A 24124-nucleotide genomic window follows, 5' to 3' on the forward strand; every position below is an offset into this window, starting at 1 on the left:
AGCATGGCAGAATCGGGGCCCCTGGTGACTCTGCTGGCACCGGGGAATGGCTGGCTTGAGCATCTGGGGGGCGAATTCGAGCAACCGTACATGCACGATTTGGCCGCATTCCTGAGGGCCGAGGAAGACGCCGGTAAGGAAATCTACCCGGCCCGGCCCCTGCTGTTCAACGCTTTGAACAGCACGCCGCTGGAGCGGGTCAAGGTGGTGATTCTCGGACAGGACCCTTACCACGGACCCGGTCAGGCCCACGGCTTGTGTTTCAGTGTGCGTGCGGATGTACCGCCGCCGCCCTCACTGGTGAACATTTATAAAGAGCTGCAGGCGGATGTGGACGCGACACCACCGGATCACGGTTGCCTGCAGCCTTGGGCGGAACAGGGGGTGTTGCTGCTCAACAGCGTGCTGACCGTGACCCGGGGACAGGCCGGAGCCCACCGGCGTAAGGGCTGGGAAACCTTCACCGACCGGGTGGTTGAACTGATCAATCGGCGGTCCGAGGGGGTGGTGTTTTTGTTGTGGGGGAAGTACGCCCACCACAAGGGGCGGGCCATAGACCGTAACCGCCATCAGGTGCTGGAAGGGCCACACCCTTCGCCGTTAAGCGCTTACCGCGGATTTTTCGGCTGTCAGCACTTCTCCCGGGCGAATGCCTGGCTGGCACAGCAGGGCAAGCCGCCGGTCGTCTGGCAGCTTCCCCCCAAGCAGGCGCTGGCGACGGCTACTGCAGCAGTGCCATAGCCGCTTCCATCTGCGCGTTCAGGTCATCTTCGCCGCTCATATCGATGTCCGGATCCAGGCCCAGACGGTCAAAGGCGGAAATGGCGTTCCAGTCCAGCTCGGTCCAGGGGTGGTCGCTGCCCGCCACCCGTTGCAGATTTGCCACCATGATCAGGTCGGCGTAGTCGGCGCTGGTCACCTGCCGCTGGAAATTGGTGAATTCCACGGGAACAATTTGCAGTTCCGGGGAGAAATCCCAGCGTTTGAGAATCAGATGGCCGATTTTGGCGTGGAGCCGCTCAATGGTGGCGTCCAGCTGCGCCGGCTCAATATCAATGTCATGGTCCTCGACATAGCGCAGGATCGGCAGCACCCCGATCAGATGCACCAGCCCGGCCAAGGTTGCCTGGTGGGGCTTCAGGCGGGTGAAATGTTGCGCCAGCACGTGGCAGATACCCGCCACCTCGGTGCTGGCTTGCCAGGTCTGGCGCAAGCGTACATCGATAATTTCATTGGTGGCCTGGAACATCTGTTCCATCGCCAGGCCCATCGCGAGGCTGCTGGTGTAGGCCATTCCCAGCCGGTTGACCGCCATGTTCAGATTGTCGATGGCGCGGCCACCACGAAACAGCGGGCTGTTGCACACGCGGATCAGACGGGCAGACAACGCGGTATCGTTACTGATGACGTCGACCAGTTCGGCGATTGACGAATCGTCGGATTCCGCAATTTCCCGCACCTGCAGCGCAGCTTCAGGCAAGGTGGGCAGCAACAGTTTGTCCTGTTCAATGGCGTTGACAAGGTCGCGGGCAATGGTTTCAGCAATTGTTGACATAATCGTTTGGTGTCCAGTTGCAAAAATGGGCGATGAATAAGTGTGCGTCCTGTTATAGCAAATTCTGTGTTCTTCGCCTGTCTACTTATGTATCTGTGTCCCGGTGCGCTTCGCTGCGCTCAGTCACCTCGTAGGGCAGAGGTCTGATCTCGACGCGCGCGCTGCTGTCGCTCAGGCGCAGTGCGTCGGCCGGCGCGTCGTGACGCACGACCGCGAGGGCTTCAACGGTACCGTCTTCGTAGCGCACGGCGGTCACGATTTCCCCGGCTTTTCGTTCATTGGCGGTCAGCGCCTGGCCCGGCGTTGGCAGGGTATCGGTGCCAACCAGCGCGAGGCGGTAGAGACTGCGTTTCAGCTGCCCCAGAAAATGCATGCGGGCCACCACTTCCTGGCCGGTGTAGCAACCTTTGTTGAAGTGGATGCCGCCCAGGTGCTGCCAGTTAAGGAGCTGTGGTACATAGGCTTCTTTGGTGGCGGGCGTCAAGTGGGCCACGCCGGCGGCAATCTCCGAGGCCAGCCAGTCGGCGGGTGAGGCCTCGGCAATGGTGGCCAGTGCCTGAGCGAGCTCGTCGTCCGATTCACTGTCGACCCACAGTTCATAGCGGCTCAGCCCCTCCGCGGTGTCCTGGGTGCGGATCAGGGTGTGTGGGCCGATTGCCAGGGCGGCGTCGGCGGTGGTCAGTTCGGCCACCTGTTCGCCGGCAATGACGGCGGCCGCTGCTGTCCCCAGCAGACCGACAATGTGCATCTGCGGGTCAATCGCCATGGTGGTACCCCGGTACAGCATGCGGTATTTGTCGAGCTGGGCGATGACTTCGTCGGCCAGTGAGGCGGGCAGCGCGAACAGTACATCCTCGCCCTGACGCACCAGCCGGGTCAGGCAATAGGCACGGCCCTTATGGGTGCAGGCTGCGGCACGGGGCGCACGGGCAGCGGTTACCTCGCCCAGATCCTGGCTGAACTGGCCATGCAAAAACGCGTCTGCGGTGGCCCCGCTCACGCGCACCACGACCTGATCGTTCAGGACCACGCGGTTACTGGCCGATGCTGGCAGAGGGGCCGCCAGACTGACAGATTCTGACATGTGAATACTCCAAACCTAACTGTGGGCGTGCTCTGTACAAAGTGACGCATGTGCCGAAAATCAGGCAGTTTCAGGGAGGGAACGGTTCAGTCGTAACCAAACGCGAAACTCCCTGAATGGCTGGCTTCGGATGTTGTTGAAACGTCCTGAGCCACCCAGCAACACCACGGTGGCGAGTGGGTGGGCAGAAGAAGAGGTGGGGGCACAGGGGATGATTTTCAACAGCGCCACCCGGGCGGTCAGCCGGCTGTCAGCGCTGACGCTGACCGGGAATTCCCGCCCGTCGCCGAGTTCTGCCCGTAATTCCCGTCCGCGCATGGCCAGGCGGACCACCGAGCGGGGGCTGCGCAGCAAGCCGCAACGGTGCACTTCAGTCAGGGCACCTCCCAAGGCCACCGGCACGAAAATCAGCAACAGGGGGGTGCCGACCCAGCTGGTTACCAGCGTGCTCGCCAGCAGCACGATCCAGGGCGCGGCGGCCAGCAGCCCCGCAGCCATGGACGGCGCCACAACCAGCTCAGACCGGTCCGGCATGCTTGATGATCAGCTCGACAATACGCCGGAGCTCGGGATCCTTGGGCTGGCTGCGCTGCATAAACCACTCGAACATGTCGGTGTCTTCACAGGTCAGCAGTTGTTCGTAGCGTTTTTGGTCTTCGGCGGGCAGATCGCGATACACCTCCTCCAAAAACGGCAGCAGCAGCAAGTCGAGCTCGAGCATGCCGCGGCGGCTGTGCCAGAACAGGCGGTTGTATTGGGTTATGTCAGACATACCAGGTTCTCATCAGTTGTCAGGGGACCGGGGCTGGCGGTCAGTTCGTCAGCCTCAGGATAACGGCGTTCGGTAATTGGTCGGCACCAGCACGGTGTCTTTAGGGTCGCTTGTCTGCCCGGGGTAATCCAGGGTGTAATGCAGCCCGCGGCTTTCACGGCGTTGCAGCGCCGAGCAGATGATCAGGTCGGCAACGGTGACGAGGTTGCGCAATTCCAGCAGGTCATTGCTCACTCGGTAGTTGCTGTAAAACTCTGCAATTTCCTGTGCCAGCAAGTCTACCCGGTGCTTGGCCCGTTGCAACCGCTTGGTGGTACGGACAATGCCTACATAGTCCCACATGAAGTGTCGCAATTCATCCCAGTTGTGGGAGATCACCACGTCTTCATCCGAGTCGCGTACCTGTGATTCGTCCCAGTCCGGCACCGCCGGTACCGGGGGTATGTCGGACTCCCGGCGGGTGATGTCTGCGGCGGCGGCGCGCCCGTATACCAGGCATTCCAGCAGCGAGTTGCTGGCCATGCGGTTGGCGCCGTGGAGGCCGGTGAAGGCGGCTTCGCCCACCACATACAATTGACTGATGTCGGTGCGGGCCCGTTTGTCGGTAATGACGCCGCCGCAGGTGTAGTGCGCTGCGGGCACCACCGGGATGGGCTCGCGGGTGATGTCGATGCCGTATGCCAGGCATTTCTCATGGATGGTCGGGAAGTGCCGGCGTACAAAGCCGGCCGGTTTGTGGCTGATGTCCAGCAACAGGTGGTCCGCCCCCAGGCGTTTCATTTCGTGGTCGATGGCACGGGCGACGATATCCCGGGGGGCCAGTTCGGCCCGCCGGTCAAACTGGTCCATAAACCGGTGGCCGTCCGGCAACAGTAAATGGCCGCCTTCCCCGCGCACCGCCTCGCTGATCAGAAACGACTTGGCATGGGGGTGATACAGGCAGGTGGGGTGGAACTGGTTGAACTCCATGTTGGCGACCCGGCAGCCGGCGCGCCAGGCCATGGCGATGCCGTCGCCGGAGGCGCCGTCGGGATTGGTGGTATACCGGTAGGCTTTACTGGCACCGCCGGTGGCAATCACGGTAAACCGGGCACGGAATAATTCCACGTGATTATCTGTCAGGTTGAGGACGTAGGCCCCCACACAGCGGTTACCCGGCAGGGAGAGTTTGCGGTTGGTGATCAGGTCGACCGCCACCCGCTGGGACAGCAAGCTGATGTTCGGGCGGCTGGCCGCCTGGTCGGTGAGGGTGAGCGAAACCGCCTGACCGGTGGCATCCGCGGCATGAATGATGCGTCTGTGGCTGTGCCCCCCTTCGCGGGTCAGGTGGAGCTGTTCATGCTCGTCGCGGGTGAAGCTGACGCCGCGGTCGATCAGCCATTCCACGCTGGTGCGGGCGTTTTCAACGGTAAAACGCACCGCGTCTTCATGGCAGAGACCGCCGCCGGAAACCAGGGTGTCCTGGATGTGGTTTTCAACCGAGTCCTCGTTATCCAGCACCGCGGCGATCCCGCCTTGTGCCCAGAGGGTTGCACCGCTGCTGATATCGGCTTTACTGATAACGGCTATGCGTAAATGGGACGGCAGATTGAGCGCCACGGTAAGGCCGGCAGCGCCGCTGCCGATGATGAGAACGTCGTATTCGTGTGAGTGTGGCATCGGGTCGGTATCGCAGGCCATAATGTAAGGCTGTATTGAACTAAACTTTGCGCTTGCTGTCTATTTGCCAGGACGGGTAGGTGACCGATCAGACACCCTGTCGAGACCAGTGGAAAAGCCGCGCAAGTGACGCGGCGGAGCGAGACATCTGATTGGTCCAGTAAAGACACCAGGGCTCACACGGAGCACTCTCTGCTACTTGGAACTGACAATCGCATGGCGCAACTACTACGATGCCCGGCCCCTCCGCCGGCGTCCAACTCTGTGAACCCCGGCAACTTATCTATGGCCTCGGAAACGGATCCGCTTACTGACAGGGCTTCGGACAGTCAGACGGACATGCAACTGGTCCGCAGAGCGCAGCGTGGCGAAAAATCTGCGTTCGATCTGTTGGTGATCAAATACCAGTCACGGGTAGGCTCCATTGTCAGCCGTTACGTGTATGACAACCAGGAAGTGCTCGATCTGACTCAGGAAACCTTTATCAAAGCCTACCGGGCGATCGACCGTTTTCGTGGCGACAGTGCGTTTTACACCTGGCTGTATCGGATCGCGGTCAACACCGCAAAAAACTTTCTCGACTCCCGGGGCCGGCGCCCCAACCCCAGTGCGGATGCTGAAGACGCCGAACACTACGACGACGGTGTGCGGTTGCGGGACAACGCCTCACCAGAGCGGCTGATGCAACGGGATCAGTTGCACAAGGCGCTGCAGGAGGCGATCGTCAGCCTGCCGGAAGAACTCAGGTCGGCGTTTTTGCTGCGCGAATACGACGGTCTGAGTTACGACGACATTGCCCAAATTCTGGAGTGCCCGATAGGCACTGTGCGTTCCCGGATCTTTCGCGCCCGTGATTTTGTGGATCGTCGCCTGGGACCGCTGCTGGCGGGGGGCTGACACCATGTACGACGCAAATTTGGATGTGAATGAGGTGGGTTTTTATGGATGATCGTCTTAAAGAAACACTGTCGGCGATGATGGACGATCATGCCGACGAGCTGTGTGTGCGCCGTGTGCTCAGCTACAGCGACCAGGCGAAAGTCCGTGAACAGTGGCAACGCTGGCAGCAAATCAGGGACCTGATGCAGGATGGCGCGCTCGCAGACCCGGTGAGGGATGTGACGCGCCCGGTGCGAGAGGCTATTGACGGACAGGGCCGGGAGGCACCGGGGGCGCCCGTGGCAGCACCGCGTCCGCGGCGACACTGGTACTGGTCTGCGGTTGCCATGATCGTGGTCGGTGTGGCGGCTGGCGTCGGTTTGGGGGTGGACTGGCAGGGGGCCGGTTCCGATGCCATGGTGGCGGTGTCAGGGCCGCCGGCGGCCACGGTGGTGCCGGAAGTCGCCCTGCAAGGTCTGGACGAGCAGCAATGGGAACACCTTAGCCGCTATTTGCTGGAGCATGCCCAACACAACAGCGTCGGGGCCGGTCGGGGCGCGCTGGGCTACGCGCGCCTGGCCAGCGTATCCGGCCCAGGGGATTAGAGTCGGTGGATATGTCAGTGAACCGGTTGCATGGTCTGCTGCGGGTGTTCCGCGGCGTTGGTATGGCCGCCCTGATGCTGTTGGCTGTTGCCCCGCTGCAGGCCGCCGACGGTACCGCTCTCTCTGCGGAGCAGTGGCTGGCACGACTGGCTCCGGCGTTGAACATGACCACTTACCGGGGCGTGTTTGTGTATGCGCGGGGTGACCGGGTCAACACCATGCAGGTCGCCCACCGTTATCACCAGGGGCAGGTAGAAGAGCGGCTGGTGCAGCAGGACGGCGCCAATGGTGAAATCGTCCGCAAGGGCATGCGCGTGGTGTGTGTGTTGCCTGATCATGGCCACATTCAGCTTGATGAAGTGATTCCTTCCGGGCCGTTTGCGGAAGCCTTTTCCCGTCAGCTGACCCCGGTGAACCGGTGGTATCAGCCACAGTTGCAGGGCGAGGGGCGGGTCGCCGGGCATCAGACCGTGGTGATCGCCCTGAAAGCCAAGGATCCGCACCGTTACAGTTATCAGTTGTGGCTGGAAAAACAAACCGGGTTGCTGGTCAAAAGTTACGTACGGTCGCGCACCGGCGAGGTGCTGGAAAGTTTCCAGTTTACCCAACTGGAGATTGTCGACCAGTTGCCGGACAGTGAATTTGAAGTACAGTCCGCGGGCCGCGAAGTACAGAAGCGCCAGCTGGACCAACCCGCCCGGTCCCTCGCGCCACGGATGACCGGCTGGACTCTGGGCTGGCAGCCGGAAGGGTTCATGCCCGCAGCTACCCCCCGTGCGGCCAGTTCGCAGGCGGTGGCCTTTTCAGACGGGCTGGCGGCATTTTCCGTGTTTGTCGAGTCGGTCGGCCAGTTGGCCATGCCCACCGGGGCCTCACGTATCGGGGCGACCACGGCGTACATGCGAAGCCTGCAGACCGCCGGCACCGGCTTTCTGGTCACCGTGGTCGGCGAGATTCCGCCGGAAACGGCGATGCAGGTGGCGGAATCGGTTGCTATTGAAGACGTCGCGGTGTTCCAGGAGGGGGTGCAGTGATTACCGAAACAGGGCGCGTGGTGGCTGTAGAGGCGGACAAGGTCTGGGTGCAAACCATACGCCAGAGCGCCTGTCAGTCCTGTGCGGTGCGGTCGGGGTGTGGCCAGCGGGTGCTGGCCGGTGTCAGTGGCGGCAAAGCCGACCAGGTTCTGGTGAACAACACCCTGGGTGCCCGGTTGGGCGACGAAGTTACCCTTGCCATTGCCGAAGCGGCACTGCTCAGTGCCTCCGTCTGGGTGTATGCCTTGCCCCTGGGGTTGCTGGTCGCAGGGACGGCGCTGGGGCACTGGCTGGCACCGCAGAGCGAATGGGTGGCCGTAGGTGGCGCGGCGTTGGGATTGGCGGCGGGGTTTGCCGGGGCCCGTGTGCACAGCCACCGGGGCGGGCGCCACTATGCGCCGGAACTGGTTGCGGTGCACCCGCCGGCCGGGGCGACCGTGCATCCGGCTGGCGGCTGAGTTGAAATATTTTTGCGAGCACAATATATAAGGCTCTGAAACAAAAGCTAGGGAGTTCGCGATGCAGAAAGTACCCAGTAACCGTATAACGGGTCACTCGGTAACCGCGCGGGTCAGAGGGGCCGCCGCGGTGCTGCTGGTGGCGTTATTCAGCCTGCAGGCGGCCGCCGCCAGAGAATTACCGGATTTCACCGCGTTGGTGGAGCAAAACTCCGGTGCTGTGGTCAACATCAGCACCACCCAGCAACGTTCGGGCCGGGCGGGTGGATCGCCGTTCAGCGACCGCCAACTGGAGCAGTTGCCGGAGTTTTTCCAGGACTTTTTCCGGGGACCACAAGCGCCCTTCGGCCGGCGGGGGCCAGAATCCCGCCCTGAGCCGATGCGTTCCATGGGGTCGGGATTCATTGTCTCCGCGGATGGCTACGTGCTCACCAACAACCACGTGATTGACGGTGCGGATGAGATTGTGGTGCGCTTGAGCGACCGGCGGGAATTGATGGCCAAGCTGGTGGGAACCGACCCGCGCTCGGATCTTGCGGTGTTGAAAATTGAACACAGCGAAGACTTGCCGGTGGTGAAAATCGGCCGTTCCAGTCAGCTGCGCCCGGGGCAGTGGGTGTTCGCCATTGGTTCGCCCTTCGGGTTTGATCACACCGTCACTGCCGGCATCATCAGTGCTGTAGGACGTTCCCTGCCCAGTGAAAACTACGTGCCCTTCATTCAGACAGATGTCGCCATCAACCCCGGAAACTCGGGGGGGCCGCTGTTCAATCTGGATGGCGAGGTAATTGGTATTAATTCGCAGATATACACCCGTTCCGGTGGGTTTATGGGCGTCTCTTTCGCCATTCCCATGGACGATGCGATGAATGTGTTTCGCCAGATCCGCGATCACGGCACCGTGGCCCGCGGCTGGCTCGGCGTACTGATTCAGGAGGTTAACCGGGACCTGGCCGAATCCTTCGGTCTCAAGCGTCCGCGGGGCGCGCTGATCGCGGAGGTCCTGGCGGGCTCACCGGCACAAAAGGCCGGTCTCAGAAGTGGCGATATTGTTCTCAGCTATGACGGCGAAGAAATCAGTCTGTCGTCCGATTTGCCGCCCAAGGTCGGCCGCACGCCGGTTGACGAAGCCGCCACCCTGACCATCCTCCGCGATGGCAAGCGGATGAAACTGGACGTGGTGATCGGCCGGCTGCCGGAAGACGACGGGGCACAAGTGGCGGCGGGCAGTCCGGCACCGTCGGCGAGCACCCCGCTGGGGCTGAAGGTGGGACCTCTGACCGCTGAGCAGAAAGACGCACTCAACCTGGAGGGCGGGGTGCTGGTCACCGGCGTGGCCCAGGGACCGGCTCTGCAGGCGGGGATCCGCCCGAACGACGTGATTACCGAGCTGAACCGGCAAAGTGTCCAGTCGGTCTCCCAGTTCAATGACATAGCGGCTTCGCTGCCAAAGGGCAAAGCCATTCCGGTCAGGGTGGTGCGTCAGGGACAGGCGATCTACCTGGTGATGAAGCCCTAAATTGAGCAGGAGTATCAGGCGCCCGGCCCTGGGCGGCCTGCAAAGCCCGGCAATCTCAGCCGCTGACGGCTAGAGTTTGCCGGGCTTTTGTTATATTTTGCATACTCAATAACAAACTCCGGCTGGCCGTCAGGCGTGGGCATTCGCTTGCAAACCGGCCATCGATCGGACTGATCACCATGATGCATTCTAAGGGTGTCCCCCTGCCGCAATTGCTGCAGTTGCGCCACGCCTGGCTTGCCTGGCTGGTGCTTGTTGGCGGTCTGGTTGCGACCGGTGTGCTCTGGCATGTGTCCGTGCGTCTCGTGGAAGAGCGCACCGAAGCCCGTTTCCAGATGGAATCCCTGCAGCTAAAAACGGCCATTGAAGAGCGCTTGCTCAACTATGAGCAGGTGCTGGCGGGCGCTACAGGGCTGTTTGCCGTGGCGGGGGAGGTCACCCGGGCGACGTGGCGGGACTACATAACCAGTGTGGATATCCAGCGTTACTACCCGGGCATCCAGGGTATCGGTTACGCCGTCCGCGTGCCGGCAGCGCATGTCCCTGCGCACACCGCGTGGGCACGCAGTCAGCAGCTACCGGAGTATCGGGTCACCCCTCTGGGGCGGCAGGCGGAGTATTTCCCGATGGTGTTTCTGGAACCGGAGGCGGGGATGAACCGGCAGGCGCAGGGGTACGATGCGCTCCATGAACCGGTCTGCCGGGAGGCGATGGAACGGGCCCGGGACACGGGCATGCCTGCGGTTACCAGCAAGCTGGTGCTGATTCAGGAAGCGTTTACCGGAGATCAGCCCAGCTTTTTCATGTTTACGCCGGTCTACGAAGGCGGGGGCGTGCCGGCGGAACTGGCAGAGCGCCGAAAACGGCTCAAAGGGTTCGTGTTCAGCGTCTTCAGAACCAACAACTTGCTGGACGGCATTGTCGGGCTGATGTCCCCCTTTCTCGACGTGCGCATCTACGACGGTGATCTGGTCGACCGGGACGCCCTGATGTACGCCTCGAATCTGGGCTCCCTGGATGGCATCTACAGCTTCCAGAAGAGTCAGCGCATTACCCAGGGCGGGCGTAGCTGGTTGCTGCAAACCCGTTCCACCCCTGCCTTTGATTACCTGGCTTCCGACCCGCGGCCGGCGATTGTCCTGGTTGCCGGGGTGGCGATCGCCCTGCTTCTGTTCGCCTTTACCCTGGTGCTGATACGCTCGCGGCTGCTGGCACAGATGAGCGCGGGGCGTTACCGGGCGGTCACCGAGGGGACCGCCAGCACTACCCTGGTTCTGGATAGCCGTGGGCGGCCCAGGTACGCGAGTTCCAACAGTGAGACCGTTCTTGGCGTTGGCGCCGCAGACCTCCCTGCTCTGGACCTGGAACAGTTCGTGCACCAGGACGACTGGCCGCAAGTGCAGGCCGGATTTGCCGCCGCCAAAGCTGCGCCCGGTCACCCGGCCCCCGCCCACACAATCCGGGTCCTGGATGCCAGTGGTGGCTGGCGTGAGATGGAAGGCAGCTTCACCGCGATGCTTGAGGTGCCCGGCGTCAATGGGGTGGTGCTGAATCTGCGTGATCAGACCGAGCTCCAAGCGGCCCGGGAACAATTGCACCAACTGGTCTATTACGACCCCCTTACGGGCTTGCCCAACCGTGAGCATTTCCGGGAACGTTTGCGGCACACCGTCACCAACAGCAAACACCGCTGTAAACCGGCGGCACTGATGTTTCTCGATCTTGATCGTTTTAAACGCGTTAACGACACCCTGGGCCACGATGCGGGTGATGAGTTGCTCAGGCAGGTTGCCCGGTGGTTGGTCGAATGTGTGCGTGACGAGGGCGCGGTTGCTCGGTTGGGGGGGGGACGAGTTCGCGGTGCTGCTGGCCTCCACGGACGGTCCGGACGCCGCCGCGCAGCTGGCGGACTCGCTGTTGCAGCGGTTGCGCCAGCGCATCCGCCTGAACGACCACACCGTCGGCGTGACAGTCAGCATCGGGGTCACCATGATCCCTGCGGACAGCGGTGAGCCGGGCGTACTGATGAGATACGCCGATCTGGCCATGTACCGGGCCAAAGAGGCGGGGCGCAACAATGTGCAGTTTTTCACTCCAACCCTGAACGCCAGGGCGGCCTGGCGCCTGTTGCAGTATGAGGAATTGGTCAGCGCACTTGATGCGGACCACCTCATTCTCCACTACCAGCCAAAGATTGAACTGGCGACCGGTCAAGTGGTGGGGGTGGCGGCCTTTCTCCGCTGGCAGCACCCGGAAAAGGGGCTGATGTCCGCGCAGCAGTTTATTCATCTGGCCGAAGAATCCGGGCTGGTGTTGCGATTGGTGGAAATTGGCTTGCGCCAGGCCTGCATCCAGATCCAGGCTTTGGAGCGAGCCGGCTTCGAGACCTTGAGCATCGCGGTCAGTTTTTCGGTGCGGCAGGTCATGGCCAGCGGGTTTGTGGACAGGTTCCGGCGGGTGATCGCGGAAACCGGACTGTCGCCCCAGCGGCTGGAAGTGGAAGTGCCGGGCGCGATACTGGCGGAGGAACCGCGCCTGCTGCAGGAACTGCTGGGAGCCCTGCGGGATATCGGGGTGCGGCTGATTCTTGCGGATTTTGGCGTGGGCGACTGCTCGCCATCGGCGCTGCAGAAGCTACCCTTCAGTGCCGTCAAGATCGACCAGCGCTTCATTCGCGATATACCCTACGACGTCAGTGCCACCGACGTGACCGCGGCGGTGATTGCGCTGGCAAGAAAGCTGCGTCTGACGGTGGTTGCCGAAGGCGTGGAAACCACCCAGCAGGTAAGTTTCCTCAAATCAGCGGGTTGTACCCAGTGTCAGGGGAATTTGTACAGCTATCCGTTGAGTGAAGAGGCCCTGATCGGGTTTCTGGTTCGTCAATATGAGCGACCCCTCATACCCTGATCATGGCAATGAGGGGCGACAACCGTTAAAATCACCGCATTGCGCGCTGACCGGTGTCAGCAGCTCCGAACAGCCTTATACCCGAATCGCCGTCTTTCCTGCCGTTCGGGCCCGAATCCTTTGCCTTACGCGAGTACCCATAGTCCGTGACTGAACTGAGCCGAATTCGTAATTTTTCAATCATTGCCCACATCGATCATGGTAAATCCACGCTGGCCGACCGTTTTATCCAGACCTGTGGCGGTCTCAGCGAGCGGGAAATGGCCCAGCAGGTGCTGGACTCCATGGATCTGGAACGTGAGCGTGGTATCACCATCAAGGCCCAGTGCGTCACCCTGAACTATCAGGCCAAAGACGGGATCGAGTACAAACTCAACTTTATCGACACCCCGGGTCACGTGGATTTTTCCTACGAGGTGTCCCGCTCCCTGTCCGCCTGCGAAGGGGCCTTGCTGGTGGTGGATGCGGGGCAGGGGGTCGAGGCGCAATCCGTGGCCAACTGTTACACCGCGCTGGACCAGGGGCTGGAAGTGGTGCCGGTGCTGAATAAAATGGACCTGCCCCAGGCTGAGCCGGAACGGGTCGCGCAGGAAATTGAAGACATCATCGGCATTGAAGCCTCCGATGCGGTGCGCTGCAGTGCCAAGAGCGGTCTGGGCGTCGACGACGTCCTGGAAGATCTGATCAAACGCATACCCCCACCCGAAGGCGATCCGGACGCGCCCTTGCAGGCGCTGATCATCGACTCCTGGTTTGATAATTATCTGGGGGTGGTGTCTTTGGTCCGGGTCAAACAGGGCACGCTCAGAAAGGGCGAGCGGATCGTGATCAAATCCACCAACCGGGCGTGGAGTGCCGATAAGGTCGGGATCTTCACCCCGAAAGCGACGGACACCGACATTCTGACCGTCGGCGAAGTGGGTTTTGTGGTGGCGGGCATCAAAGACATTCATGGTGCGCCGGTGGGTGACACCATCGTCAGTCAGAAACTGGCGGAAGAGACGCCGATGCTGCCCGGGTTCAAACAGATACAGCCGCAGGTCTACGCAGGCATGTTCCCGGTGAGTTCGGAAGATTACGACGATTTCCGCGACGCCCTCGATAAACTGACCCTGAACGATGCCTCGCTGTTTTTTGAACCGGAAACCTCGGACGCCCTCGGGTTTGGGTTCCGGTGCGGCTTTCTGGGCATGCTGCACATGGAAATCATTCAGGAGCGGCTGGAGCGGGAGTACGATCTGGATCTGATCACCACCGCGCCGACGGTCATCTATGAGGTGATCACCAAACAGGGTGAGACCCTGCGGGTGGATAACCCGTCCCGGCTCCCGGATGTCGGCTCCATCGAGGAGATGCGCGAGCCCATCGTGCAGGCCAATATACTGGTGCCCCAGGAGCACCTGGGTAACGTCATCGCGTTGTGTGAACAGAAACGCGGTGTGCAGAAAAGCATGCACTTCATGGCCACCCAGGTGCAGCTGTCCTACGAAATTCCCATGGCGGAGGTGGTGCTGGACTTCTTCGACCGGGTCAAATCCGCCAGCCGTGGCTTTGCCTCGTTGGATTACCACTTTGTCCGCTTCCAGGAGGCCAATCTGGTGCGGCTGGACGTGTTGATCAATCAGGAGCGGGTGGACGCGCTGGCGTTGATTGTCCACCGTGACGTGGCCAAGCAGCGGGGGCGTACCCTGGTCGAAAAAATGCGCGAGCTGATTCCCCGTCAGATGTTCGACATTGCCATCCAGGCTGCCATCGGGACCCAGGTGATTTCCCGGGTAACCGTGAAGGCGCTGCGCAAGAACGTCACCGCCAAGTGTTACGGCGGCGACGTCAGCCGGAAGAAAAAACTGCTGCAAAAGCAGAAAGAAGGTAAAAAGCGCATGAAGCAACTCGGCAACGTCGAAGTGCCCCAGGAAGCGTTTCTTGCTGTATTGAAAGTGGATAACTAAGGCCCCTCGAATGGACATCGATTTTCCCCTGATACTGGTCGTTCTGACCTTTGCGACCGGTCTGGTGTGGCTGGCCGATTCCGTTTTATTCCGCAGTCGACGGCAGGGTGCCAGGGCGGCCGCCGAGGCGGGGTCGGCCGGCGCCGACGGCAATGAGGTAACCGAGCCCTATCTGGTGGAGCTGAGCCGTTCGTTTTTCCCGGTACTGGCCATTGTGCTGGTGCTGCGCTCGTTTTTGCTGGAGCCCTTTCAGATCCCCTCCGGCTCCATGTTGCCCACCCTGGAAGTCGGGGACTTTATTCTGGTGAACAAGTTTTCCTATGGGCTGCGCTTGCCGGTGATCGGTACCAAGGTGGTGCCCCTGGGCGATCCGGAGCGCGGAGACGTCATGGTGTTCAAGTATCCGGAAGACGGCAAAACCAATTACATCAAGCGGGTGATTGGTTTGCCCGGGGATCACGTCCGCTATCGCAACAAGACCCTGTACATCAACGGCGAGCCGGTGGAAAGCCGGTTTGTCGCCAGATTGCCGCCGGTGGTCCTGAAACGTGAACAACTGGGCGCAGCCGAACACGATATCTTTGTTACTCTGGGTGGCCGCAGTGGCGTCGGTGAAGGGGAGTGGGTGATCCCGCAAGGCGAGTACTTCGTTATGGGTGATAATCGGGATAACAGCAACGACAGTCGCTTCTGGGGCACGGTGGCCGACGAACTGGTCGTCGGCAAGGCGTTTGCCATCTGGATGCACTGGGATTCATTCACCAGTCTGCCCAGTTTCAAGCGGGCGGGCGCAATACAATAACAATGGCTACATGGGTGTGCATACAACATGACTAAAAACACACTGCCGGCAATGGCCAGGCAACGGGGCGCATCGGGTCTTACCATGCTGGTATTTGTGCTGTTTTTTGGCAGCCTGCTGGCACTGCTCATCAAGTTGGGGCCCATATATATGGATGACCTGACCATCCAGGAAATTTTTGAAGGGCTCGACGGCACGCAGGGGCTGGCGGCCATGGGGCCTGCGGAAGTGCGCAGTGTCATCAATAAACGGTTGGGTGTGAACAACGTGCGACAACTCGATGCCAACGCCATCACCATTGATAAAGACGGCCAGGTGGTGCGCATCAAGGTCGACTACGCAACCAGCACCAATCTGTTCCGCAATGTCGATGCGGTGGTCAGCTTTAATCACGAATACGAGATAACCGGCAAGTGAATTCGAAACCAGATCTGAAACAGCTGCAGCAACGGCTTGGTTACCAGTTCAGCAACCCGGAGCATTTGCTTCTGGCGCTGACCCATCGCAGTTACGGTAACCGTAACAACGAGCGGCTGGAATTTCTGGGCGATTCGATTGTGAATATGGTCATTGCGGAACATCTGTTCCTGCAGTTTGAACAGGCCAAAGAAGGCCAGTTGAGTCGCTTGCGGGCGCGCATGGTTAAAGGGGTTACCCTGGCGGAGATCGGGCGCGAGTTCGACTTAGGCCGGTACCTGCGCCTTGGCTCCGGCGAGATGAAGAGCGGCGGCTTCCGCCGCGAGTCCATCCTCGCGGATACGGTGGAAGCCATTATCGGCGCCATCTATCTGGACAGTGATTTTTACACCTGTCGCGAACAGGTGATGCGCTGGTTCAAGCCTCGTCTGCAAAAGCTCAATATTCAGGACACCCAGAAAGATCCGAAAACCCGCTTGCAGGAATATTTGCAGTCGCGGCAATTTCCACTGCCTCAGTATGAGGTTGTTTCCGTAGAGGGCGAAGCACACGCCCAGACATTTCATGTCTCTTGTGCCTTATCATCCCTTGACCGAAAAACCGAAGGGGTCGGATGCAGCCGGCGAATCGCGGAGCAGCAAGCTGCGCAGGCCGCATTGCAGGCCCTTGGTGTGGAGAACGACTGATGACGGATATTACCCAGCCTGCCAACCCGGACAGCCGCTGCGGCTTTGTGGCCATTGTCGGGCGACCGAACGTGGGCAAATCGACTTTGCTGAACCACATTCTCGGGCAGAAACTGAGCATCACCTCGCGCAAGCCGCAAACCACCCGCCATCAGGTATTGGGTATCAAGACCGAGGGGGCGGTGCAGGCGGTGTACGTAGATACCCCCGGCATGCATGAAGACGAACCGCGCGCGCTGAACCGGGTGATGAACAAGGCTGCCAGCGCCGCGCTGGTGGACGTGGATGTGGCCATTTTTGTGGTGGACCAGACCAGCTGGACGACGGGCGACGAGCTGGTGCTGGAAAAACTGCAGCGGGCGGGCTGTCCGGTTATTCTCGCGGTCAACAAAGTGGACCAACTGGACAACAAGAACGCACTGCTGCCGCACCTGGACATGCTGTCCAAAAAAATGGAATTTGCCGAGATCATTCCCCTGTCCGCGCTGAAAGGTGCGAATCTGGACGCCCTGGAGACCGCCGTCAGCCGGTTCTTGCCGCAGAGCATCCATTTTTATCCGGACGACCAGATCACCGACCGCACCGAGCGCTTTCTGGCGGCGGAAATGGTGCGCGAAAAAATCACCCGCCAGCTGGGGGCCGAATTGCCCTATTCCATCGCGGTCGAAATCGAAGAGTTCCGTCACAAGGACAAGGTCCTGCACATTTCGGCGTTGATTCTGGTGGAGCGGGACGGACAGAAGAAGATCGTGATTGGCGACAAGGGCGAGCGGCTGCGCAGTATTGGCCAGGAGGCGCGGGCAGACATGGAACGCATGTTCGATACCAAAGTCATGCTGCGGTTGTGGGTCAAGGTCAAGCGGGGCTGGGCGGACAGTGAGCGCGCGCTGAAAAGCCTGGGTATGAACGATTTCTGAGGTGCGTCTGCCATGAGCACGGCGGTGCAGCAGGAACCCGCGTACGTGTTGCACCGGCGGCCGTACCGGGAGACCGGCTTGCTGGTCGACGTGTTTTCCTTGAATTACGGCCGTCTGAGCCTCGTAGCCCGCAACGGCAACAGCCAGAAAAGCCCGTTGAAAGCCCAGTTGCAGCCCTTTCAGCCGCTGCTGCTCGACTGGCGGGGGCGCGGTGACCTGAAAAACCTGACACACGCCGAGATCCGCCAGGGCCCCGGATTAACCAGAACTCTGTCGTTGTACAGTGGACTGTATCTGAATGAGCTGTTGCAGCGGGTGTTGCCCGCAGGTGACCCTCATCAGGAGCTGTTCGCGGCTTACATCGAGGCCTTGACCGCTCTGTCCGAGGCCCTGGACGTGGAACCGGTGTTGCGGCAGTTTGAAATGGCTTTCGCCATTGCACTCGGTTACGGTTTCGACTGGGGGCGCGCAACCGACACCGGTCGCCCGGTGGCGGCCGGCCTTAGCTACGGTTACCACCCCGAACAGGGCATCCTGCAATTACCTCAAGCACAGACCCCGCTCACCGACCTGCCCGGCAAGGCACTGCAGGCCCTGGCGGCGGGCGAACCAGTTTCATTGGACAGCCGGCGTGTGGCCAAGCGCGTCATGCGCGTGCTGGTGGATTATTTGCTACAGGGGCGGCCTTTGAACAGCCGTACCCTGTTCCGTCAACGTTAAGGAGAAGTTCATGAGTTCCAGAGTGTTACTCGGCGTGAATGTGGATCATGTTGCTACCCTGAGACAGGCGCGGGGCACCCGCTATCCTGATCCGGTACAGGCTGCCCTGGTGGCCGAGGAAGCCGGCGCGGATGGTATCACCATTCATCCCCGGGAAGACCGTCGTCACATTCAGGATCGTGATGTCCGGCTGCTGAAAGAAACGATCAACACCAAAATGAATCTGGAAATGGCGGTTACCGAGGAGATGCTGACCTTCGCCGAAGAAATACGCCCCCAGTGTGTCTGTCTGGTTCCTGAAACCCGCGAAGAACTGACCACCGAAGGCGGGCTGGATGTGATCGGCCAGGAAGCGCGGGTGACCAAAGCCTGTGCCCGGATGGCGGCTATAGGAGCAGAAGTGTCCCTGTTCGTTGACCCGGATCCTGCACAGATTGATGCGGCGGTGCGTTGCGGGGCCCCGGTGATCGAGCTGCATACCGGCGAGTACGCAGCGGCCGAGAGCGTTGACGCGGTGGAAAAGGCATTTCAGGCGATCGCCGAGGCAGTCGCCTATGCCCGCTCTCAGGGGCTGATCGTCAATGCCGGCCATGGCCTGCATTATCACAATACCCAGCGGATTGCCGCCATACCCGGAATCAATGAACTCAACATCGGGCACGCCATTGTGGCGCGCGCCGTATTTACCGGATTGAACGAAGCGGTCAGGGATATGCGCGCCATTCTGGATAACGCCCGCAACTGAGGGCGCTAATTCGTCTGGTTATCGGTGGAGTGGGCGCGCAACCGGGACTGCCAGTCGGTTTGCTCGCTCCATCGTTGCACCCGTTCCATCGCCGCGAGCAGCGTATCGATCAGTGTCCCGAGATCCGGAGCTGAGCGCTTTAGCCCCGATTCCAGTTGTTCGGCGGCCGCCCGCAATTCCGGTACCCCGCAATAGCGGGTTCCGCCATGGAGTTTGTGAACCCGTTCGAGCAGGGCATCAAGGCGGCCGTGTTGCCAGTCGCTGGCAATCTGCTCCCGGTCGGTCGCCAGTTGTTCCAGCAGCATGCTGAGCAACTCTTCCGCCAGATCCGTCTTGCCTGCGGCAAGGCGGACGCTTTCGTCCAGATCGACACAGCCGGGTTGCAATTGCCTGGCGGACGGGCGCACTTCGCCACGGGTATCCCGCACGGTAAAAATTTCCGGGGCATCCGGCTCCGGCAGCCGGGGTGCGGTGTAGCCGGTGTGCTCACGGATGATGCTCATCAGCTGTCGGCTGTCGATGGGTTTGGCCATATAGCCGTCGAACCCCTGCTGCCTCAGAAGGTCCTGTTCGTCCGCCAGCGCGTGCGCCGTGAGCGCGATGATCGGTGTCCGGTGGGTGTGGTCGTCCAGCTGCCGGAGGCGGGCGGTGGTCTCCACGCCGTCCATGCCGGGCATTTGCAGATCCATGAAAATCAGATCGAACGGCTTGCTGCGCGCCTTGCTCAGCGCTTCAAAACCGCTGGTGGCGCCCTCCGTGCGAATCCGGTTGTCATCCAGCAGCGTCAGGATCAGTTTCAGATTGGCGTCATTGTCGTCGACCGCCAGTACCCGCGGGGTGGGATCCGTTTCTGGCCGCTCCCAGCGCGAGGGACCGGGTGCCGGGTAGGCGTTGTAGCCAACACCCCGGATCAAGAACAGCAGTTCATCGTAAAAGGCATCCCGGCAGACCGGTTTGATGATGTGACCGCTGGCCAGATCCGTCAGCGGTGAGTCATGCGAATCCGGAGTGGGGGTCAGGGTCAGGGTGCGGCAGTCGTGCTCCAGCTCCAGGGTGCGCACCAGCTTGGCGTACTGGCTGGAATTTACCAGATGGCGGGTTAAGCCGATCAGCGCCAGCGCATACCCCGCCTGTTGCTGTTGTGCCAAGGCTACCCGTTCCAGCAGTTCTTCAGGTGATTTAACGGAGTCGACCACCAGCCCCCAATTGTTCAGCAGATGCTCAACCGCCAGTCCGGTGGTCCGCTGCAGTTCCAGATATATCACCCGTTCGCCCTGCAACGCGTCCCGGGACGGCGGGGCGTCGCGTTTGGCGGAGAGATCGCAGGTGAGGGTGAACCAGAAGGTCGAACCTTTGCCCAGTTCGCTCTCCAGGCCAATGGTGCCCCCCATCTCTTCTACCAGCCGTTTGGAAATTGCCAGACCCAGGCCGGTGCCACCGTATTGCCGGGCGGTTGACGCATCGGCCTGGCTGAAGGCGTTGAACAACGATTGCTGTTGCGCCCGTGACAAGCCCACGCCGGAGTCGGTAATGCTGATGCGCAGGGTTACCCGGTGGCTGTCAACGGCGTCGGGTTGGCCGTCTGCATCGCCGTCGCTGTCCAGACTGGCGCGCAACACCACCTCGCCGGTCTGGGTAAATTTGATGGCGTTGTTCACCAGGTTGGTGATCACCTGTTTGACCCGCAGCGGGTCGCCCAGCACGTTGTCCGGTACGTCATTGTAGACCAGCGGAACCAGGTCAAGATTCTTGTGGTGGGCGGCGGGTGCCAGCATGGACATCACCTCTTCGATGATATCGCGCAGCTGGTAAGGCACCCGGTCGAGGATCAGTTTGCCGGCTTCGATTTTCGAGAAATCGAGAATGTCATTGATGATGGTTAACAGAATTTCCGACGACTTGCGGATGGTGTTGAGGTGATCCCGTTGCTGGCGGGGCAGTGGGCTTCTCAGCAGTAATTCGGTAAACCCGATGATGCCATTCAGCGGGGTGCGGATTTCATGGGACATGTTGGCCAGGAATTCGGACTTGATCCGGCTGGCTTCCAGGGCTTCCTTGCGCGCCAGATCCAACTCGATGTTCTGGATTTCAATGGTTTCCAGGGTTTCCCGCAGGTCTTCGGTGGCCTGTTCCACGTTCTGCTGCATTTCAGCCCGGGCTTTGCTCAGCTTCTCGGCCATGGCGTTGAGTCCCGATTCCAGTTGTTCGAATTCGGGGCCGGCGCGGGTGTACACCCGGGTGGCCAGTTGACCTTCTTTCAGCAGTGCGATCGCCTTGTTCAACTCAAGCACCGGGTTGATGAACGCCCGGCTCAAGCGCATGACCAGCAGCAGGCTGATCAGCACCCCGGTGACCACCAGTAACAACGAAATCAGCAGGGCCTTATAGGTTTCTTTTTCGGTGCGCAGGTGGGACATTTCCATCGCCACCCAGCCGAGCGGCTCTTGCGCCCCGGCGCTGGTCCCTTGCCCCCCGGCGGTGTCAAGCAGCAGGTCCTGGGCGAACACCGGCACTACAAACTGGGTGCTGCCGGGCAGGTGCCAGTGGCTGGCCTCTACCTGGTCGAACACCTGGGCGGACAGTTTCGCGGCCGCCGGCGCACCGCTGTGCAGCAACCGCTGCTGCCGCGCACCGTAAAAGGTAACCGAGTGCACGTCGGGTTCTTCCAGCAAGGCATTGGACAGGTTCTTGAGCAGCCGGCGGTCGCCGGTCAGTAACCCGAACTCGGCCGCGGACGACAGCTGCCGGGACAGGGAGTGGCCGCGATCGTGCAACAGACGCTCGATATCACTGATCCAGCTATAGGTGAAAAACAGCCCAAGCACAATCGTCGTGAGCAGGGTAGGTGCCAAGGACACCACCAGTATTTTTTTTCTAATTCCCCAGCGACGCATTATGATGAACCTGTGATCAAGAGGGTGCCCGGGCCACGCACGCCAGTCCGGCCGTCGTCCCTGTTAACCCGGACATATCGGCGCACCGGGAACCGGGGATATAGCTGGCAGTCATGGTAATAGCAGCAGGCTGCATTGGGACACCGGGGCCGTTGCGCGTATGATGCACAGCCAGAGTGTAGCACAGGCATTCTACTGAACTGGCGATCAGACGTCTGCAGGCATAGTGGACAGGAGCGAACCCTGATATGCAATTTCCGACAATTGAAGACTACGTAGGGCATACCCCGCTGGTGCGGTTGCAGCGGCTGCCCGGGGACACCAGCAACATCATACTGGCCAAGCTGGAAGGCAACAATCCTGCCGGTTCGGTCAAAGACCGCCCGGCCCTGGGCATGATTCAGGAAGCCGAGCGCCGGGGTGACATCCGCCCGGGTGATACCCTGATCGAAGCCACCAGCGGGAATACCGGTATCGCCCTGGCCATGGCGGCGGCGATCAAAGGCTACCGTATGATCTTGATCATGCCGGGCAACATGAGTGAAGAACGACGTGCCTCCATGCGCGCGTACGGGGCTGAACTGGTCACGGTCACACAGGAAGAGGGTATGGAGGGCGCCCGGGATCTGGCCCTGCAGATGCAACAACGGGGCGAGGGTGTGGTGCTCGATCAGTTCAGCAACCCGGATAATCCCCTGTCCCACTATCGCACCACCGGGCCGGAGATCTGGGCGCAGACCGAAGGGCGCATCACCCATTTTGTCAGCTCCATGGGCACCACCGGCACCATCATGGGGGTGTCGAAGTACCTCAAAGAGCGCAACCCCGATGTGCGGATCATCGGTTTGCAGCCCCGGGACGGGGCCTCGATACCGGGAATCCGCCGCTGGCCGGAAGCCTATCTGCCGGCCATTTTCGACCCCGGCCAGGTGGACCAGGTGATCGATCTTGGCCAGCAGGAGGCCGAGGACACCATGAAAGCGCTGGCCCGGGAAGAAGGTATTTTTTGCGGGGTGTCCTCCGGCGGCGCCATCGCCGGTGCCTTGCAGATATCGCGCCGCGTTGAAAATGCCGTGATCGTCGCCATTATTTGTGACCGGGGCGACCGCTACCTTTCGACCGGCGTGTTTTCAGACGCCTGACACGGGCCACAGACAGAGACAGACAAGGTTATGAGTAGAAGACGCAGAAAAGCCCTGCCCACCGAACCGGTATCGTGCGTGATCGAACGACTGAGCCATGACGGCCGGGGCATCGCCCATCAGGATGATGGCAAGATACAGTTCGTTGATGGGGCCTTGCCGGGCGAAACGGTTACGGCCAAGGTGGTGGGCAGCCGCCGAAAATTCGATGAGTTGCGCACTCTGGAGGTGCAGCAGCCGGCCTCCGATCGCATTGCGCCGCCCTGTGAGTTTGCCGACCTGTGCGGCGGCTGCAGTCTGCAGCACATGAGCAACGATGCCCAGGTGGCGTTCAAGGAAGACACCCTGAAGCAGCATCTGGCGCACTTCGGCGGCATTGAGCCGCAGGAATGGGTGGCACCCATGCGCTCCGACACCCTGGGCTACCGGCGCAAGGCGCGGCTGGGGGTGCGCTATGTGACCAAACGGGAGTCGGTGCTGGTGGGCTTCCGGGAAAAACGCAACAGCTTTCTGACGGACATCGATCGATGCATTGTCCTGGATCCGCGTATTGGCGAGCGCATCACCGCCTTGCGGGAGGTGGTGCACAGTCTGGCGGCCTATCAGCGCATTGCACAGATTGAAGTGGCCTGCGGAGACGACGAAGCGGCGCTGGTGTTCCGCAATCTGGATCCTCTGAGCGACGCCGATCAGGCCATTCTGGAGGCCTTCGGTGAGCAGCACGACCTGCACATTTACCTGCAGCCCAAAGGCCCCGATACGGTGCACCGCATCTGGCCGCAGCAAGGCGAAGAACGGCTGAGTTTCCGCTTGCCGGAGTTCGATCTGACCATGAAATTCCACCCCATGGATTTCACCCAGGTGAACGCCGATATCAATCGCCGGATGGTGGCCCGCGCGGTCGACTGGCTGGATGTGCAGCCGGGTGAGCGGGTGCTGGATCTGTTCTGTGGGCTGGGTAATTTCACCTTGCCGCTGGCCCGCAAGGGCGGCCAGGTGGTGGGGGTGGAAGGCGATGAGGCCATGGTGGTCCGTGGCAAAGAAAACGCCACCCTGAACGGCATCGACAATGTGCGCTTTTACGGGGCCAATCTGCAGGGGGATTTTACCGCCGAGCCCTGGGCCGCCGAGGGCTTCGATAAGATACTCATCGATCCGCCCCGTTCGGGCGCAGAAGAAGTGTGTGAGTATCTGGTCGCGTTTGGCGCCCAGCGGATTGTGTACGTGTCCTGCAACCCGGCCACCCTGGCCAGAGACGCCGGGGTAATGGTCAAAAACGGGTATCGCATGGTGCGTACCGGGGTGATGGATATGTTCCCCCACACCACCCATGTGGAGTCCATCGCCGTATTTGAACGCATCGAACCATAAGACCACCCA

At 61.0% G+C, this 24124-nt stretch carries 22 protein-coding genes and 1 pseudogene; 17 read left to right on the top strand and 6 right to left on the bottom strand.

The annotated features are described in order from the left end of the window. Nucleotides 1-3 precede the first annotated feature (3 nt). The gene (gene ung, locus BG841_RS10790; protein WP_070057664.1) at nucleotides 4-741 is read left to right on the top strand and encodes a uracil-DNA glycosylase; all 738 of its coding nucleotides are present in this window, start codon (nucleotides 4-6) and stop codon (nucleotides 739-741) included. Here ung and BG841_RS10795 read toward each other — a convergent pair. The 5 genes from BG841_RS10795 to nadB form a co-directional block, all read right to left on the bottom strand. Further along, entirely contained in the window at nucleotides 722-1555 is an 834-nt protein-coding gene (locus tag BG841_RS10795; RefSeq protein ID WP_070057665.1) for an HDOD domain-containing protein, read from the bottom strand. The genes ung and BG841_RS10795 overlap by 20 nt on opposite strands. A gap of 85 nt (nucleotides 1556-1640) precedes the next feature. Beyond that, on the bottom strand, nucleotides 1641-2639 hold the full coding sequence (locus BG841_RS10800; protein ID WP_070057666.1) for a YgfZ/GcvT domain-containing protein: 999 nt from the start codon (nucleotides 2637-2639) through the stop codon (nucleotides 1641-1643). A 60-nt stretch (nucleotides 2640-2699) separates the two neighbouring features. After that, nucleotides 2700-3173 (bottom strand): hypothetical protein, encoded by a 474-nt coding sequence (locus BG841_RS10805; protein ID WP_070057667.1) that lies wholly within the window; start codon nucleotides 3171-3173, stop codon nucleotides 2700-2702. Continuing rightward, the gene (locus BG841_RS10810) at nucleotides 3157-3411 is read right to left on the bottom strand and encodes a succinate dehydrogenase assembly factor 2 (RefSeq protein ID WP_070057668.1); all 255 of its coding nucleotides are present in this window, start codon (nucleotides 3409-3411) and stop codon (nucleotides 3157-3159) included. Before BG841_RS10810 ends, BG841_RS10805 begins: the two co-directional genes overlap by 17 nt. Before the next feature lie 54 nt (nucleotides 3412-3465). After that, nucleotides 3466-5070: an L-aspartate oxidase gene (gene nadB / locus BG841_RS10815; RefSeq protein WP_198929182.1), complete on the bottom strand. Its 1605-nt coding sequence runs from the start codon at nucleotides 5068-5070 to the stop codon at nucleotides 3466-3468. A 285-nt stretch (nucleotides 5071-5355) separates the two neighbouring features. Here nadB and rpoE point away from each other — a divergent pair, with 285 nt between their 5' ends. The 14 genes and pseudogenes from rpoE to pdxJ all read left to right on the top strand — a co-directional run bounded on the left by rpoE (nucleotide 5356) and on the right by pdxJ (nucleotide 18708). Beyond that, nucleotides 5356-5967 (top strand): RNA polymerase sigma factor RpoE, encoded by a 612-nt coding sequence (gene rpoE / locus BG841_RS10820; RefSeq protein ID WP_141737086.1) that lies wholly within the window; start codon nucleotides 5356-5358, stop codon nucleotides 5965-5967. A 44-nt stretch (nucleotides 5968-6011) separates the two neighbouring features. Further along, entirely contained in the window at nucleotides 6012-6554 is a 543-nt protein-coding gene (locus BG841_RS10825; RefSeq protein WP_070057671.1) for a sigma-E factor negative regulatory protein, read from the top strand. 11 nt (nucleotides 6555-6565) lie between these two features. After that, nucleotides 6566-7588: a MucB/RseB C-terminal domain-containing protein gene (locus BG841_RS10830; RefSeq protein WP_416202629.1), complete on the top strand. Its 1023-nt coding sequence runs from the start codon at nucleotides 6566-6568 to the stop codon at nucleotides 7586-7588. Then, nucleotides 7585-8046 carry a SoxR reducing system RseC family protein gene (locus tag BG841_RS10835; RefSeq protein WP_070057672.1) on the top strand — a complete coding sequence of 154 codons (462 nt, stop codon included), beginning with the start codon at nucleotides 7585-7587 and terminating at the stop codon, nucleotides 8044-8046. The genes BG841_RS10830 and BG841_RS10835 overlap by 4 nt, the downstream gene beginning before the upstream one ends. A gap of 61 nt (nucleotides 8047-8107) precedes the next feature. Then, a complete protein-coding gene (locus BG841_RS10840) occupies nucleotides 8108-9565 on the top strand; it encodes a DegQ family serine endoprotease (protein ID WP_083260245.1) in 1458 nt (485 codons plus the stop codon). Between the two features lie 335 nt (nucleotides 9566-9900). Continuing rightward, nucleotides 9901-11343: pseudogene (locus BG841_RS17405) on the top strand (CHASE domain-containing protein); the annotation flags it as partial. Nucleotides 11344-11425: 82 nt separating this feature from the next. Beyond that, a complete protein-coding gene (locus BG841_RS17410; protein WP_265733887.1) occupies nucleotides 11426-12472 on the top strand; it encodes a putative bifunctional diguanylate cyclase/phosphodiesterase in 1047 nt (348 codons plus the stop codon). Between the two features lie 146 nt (nucleotides 12473-12618). After that, nucleotides 12619-14421: a translation elongation factor 4 gene (gene lepA, locus BG841_RS10850; RefSeq protein ID WP_070057673.1), complete on the top strand. Its 1803-nt coding sequence runs from the start codon at nucleotides 12619-12621 to the stop codon at nucleotides 14419-14421. A 10-nt stretch (nucleotides 14422-14431) separates the two neighbouring features. After that, complete coding sequence (lepB, locus tag BG841_RS10855; protein ID WP_070057674.1) at nucleotides 14432-15223, top strand: signal peptidase I; 792 nt, start codon at nucleotides 14432-14434, stop codon at nucleotides 15221-15223. Nucleotides 15224-15250: 27 nt separating this feature from the next. Next, a complete protein-coding gene (locus tag BG841_RS10860) occupies nucleotides 15251-15640 on the top strand; it encodes a DUF4845 domain-containing protein (protein WP_070057675.1) in 390 nt (129 codons plus the stop codon). Next, on the top strand, nucleotides 15637-16326 hold the full coding sequence (gene rnc / locus BG841_RS10865; RefSeq protein ID WP_070057676.1) for a ribonuclease III: 690 nt from the start codon (nucleotides 15637-15639) through the stop codon (nucleotides 16324-16326). The genes BG841_RS10860 and rnc overlap by 4 nt, the downstream gene beginning before the upstream one ends. Next, a complete protein-coding gene (gene era, locus BG841_RS10870) occupies nucleotides 16326-17243 on the top strand; it encodes a GTPase Era (protein ID WP_070057677.1) in 918 nt (305 codons plus the stop codon). Before rnc ends, era begins: the two co-directional genes overlap by 1 nt. 12 nt (nucleotides 17244-17255) lie before the next feature. After that, on the top strand, nucleotides 17256-17963 hold the full coding sequence (gene recO / locus BG841_RS10875) for a DNA repair protein RecO (protein WP_070057678.1): 708 nt from the start codon (nucleotides 17256-17258) through the stop codon (nucleotides 17961-17963). Between the two features lie 10 nt (nucleotides 17964-17973). Next, on the top strand, nucleotides 17974-18708 hold the full coding sequence (gene pdxJ, locus BG841_RS10880; RefSeq protein WP_070057679.1) for a pyridoxine 5'-phosphate synthase: 735 nt from the start codon (nucleotides 17974-17976) through the stop codon (nucleotides 18706-18708). A 5-nt stretch (nucleotides 18709-18713) separates the two neighbouring features. Here the strand turns inward: pdxJ and BG841_RS10885 are convergent, their stop codons facing one another. After that, a complete protein-coding gene (locus BG841_RS10885) occupies nucleotides 18714-21602 on the bottom strand; it encodes an ATP-binding protein (protein ID WP_070057680.1) in 2889 nt (962 codons plus the stop codon). Nucleotides 21603-21850: 248 nt separating this feature from the next. On the opposite strand from BG841_RS10885, the gene cysM reads away from it, so the two are divergent. After that, nucleotides 21851-22744, top strand: coding sequence for a cysteine synthase CysM (gene cysM, locus BG841_RS10890; RefSeq protein ID WP_070057681.1), 894 nt, complete (start codon nucleotides 21851-21853; stop codon nucleotides 22742-22744). A gap of 30 nt (nucleotides 22745-22774) precedes the next feature. Continuing rightward, entirely contained in the window at nucleotides 22775-24115 is a 1341-nt protein-coding gene (rlmD, locus tag BG841_RS10895) for a 23S rRNA (uracil(1939)-C(5))-methyltransferase RlmD (RefSeq protein ID WP_070057682.1), read from the top strand. The last annotated feature ends 9 nt before the right edge of the window (nucleotides 24116-24124 follow it).

The organism is Marinobacter sp. X15-166B, assembly GCF_001752365.1.
Classification (GTDB): domain Bacteria; phylum Pseudomonadota; class Gammaproteobacteria; order Pseudomonadales; family Oleiphilaceae; genus Marinobacter.

Coding starts and splice junctions, on each gene's coding strand:
- cysM (WP_070057681.1), top strand. CDS start 21,851: ATGCAATTTCCGACAATTGAAGACTACGTAGGGCATACCCCGCTGGTG.
- BG841_RS10885 (WP_070057680.1), bottom strand. CDS start 21,602: ATGCGTCGCTGGGGAATTAGAAAAAAAATACTGGTGGTGTCCTTGGCA.
- BG841_RS10860 (WP_070057675.1), top strand. CDS start 15,251: ATGACTAAAAACACACTGCCGGCAATGGCCAGGCAACGGGGCGCATCG.
- rpoE (WP_141737086.1), top strand. CDS start 5,356: ATGGCCTCGGAAACGGATCCGCTTACTGACAGGGCTTCGGACAGTCAG.
- recO (WP_070057678.1), top strand. CDS start 17,256: ATGAGCACGGCGGTGCAGCAGGAACCCGCGTACGTGTTGCACCGGCGG.
- BG841_RS10840 (WP_083260245.1), top strand. CDS start 8,108: ATGCAGAAAGTACCCAGTAACCGTATAACGGGTCACTCGGTAACCGCG.
- nadB (WP_198929182.1), bottom strand. CDS start 5,070: ATGCCACACTCACACGAATACGACGTTCTCATCATCGGCAGCGGCGCT.
- era (WP_070057677.1), top strand. CDS start 16,326: ATGACGGATATTACCCAGCCTGCCAACCCGGACAGCCGCTGCGGCTTT.
- pdxJ (WP_070057679.1), top strand. CDS start 17,974: ATGAGTTCCAGAGTGTTACTCGGCGTGAATGTGGATCATGTTGCTACC.
- ung (WP_070057664.1), top strand. CDS start 4: ATGGCAGAATCGGGGCCCCTGGTGACTCTGCTGGCACCGGGGAATGGC.
- BG841_RS10800 (WP_070057666.1), bottom strand. CDS start 2,639: ATGTCAGAATCTGTCAGTCTGGCGGCCCCTCTGCCAGCATCGGCCAGT.
- BG841_RS10825 (WP_070057671.1), top strand. CDS start 6,012: ATGGATGATCGTCTTAAAGAAACACTGTCGGCGATGATGGACGATCAT.
- BG841_RS10810 (WP_070057668.1), bottom strand. CDS start 3,411: ATGTCTGACATAACCCAATACAACCGCCTGTTCTGGCACAGCCGCCGC.
- BG841_RS10805 (WP_070057667.1), bottom strand. CDS start 3,173: ATGCCGGACCGGTCTGAGCTGGTTGTGGCGCCGTCCATGGCTGCGGGG.
- BG841_RS10830 (WP_416202629.1), top strand. CDS start 6,566: ATGTCAGTGAACCGGTTGCATGGTCTGCTGCGGGTGTTCCGCGGCGTT.
- lepB (WP_070057674.1), top strand. CDS start 14,432: ATGGACATCGATTTTCCCCTGATACTGGTCGTTCTGACCTTTGCGACC.
- BG841_RS10795 (WP_070057665.1), bottom strand. CDS start 1,555: ATGTCAACAATTGCTGAAACCATTGCCCGCGACCTTGTCAACGCCATT.
- rlmD (WP_070057682.1), top strand. CDS start 22,775: ATGAGTAGAAGACGCAGAAAAGCCCTGCCCACCGAACCGGTATCGTGC.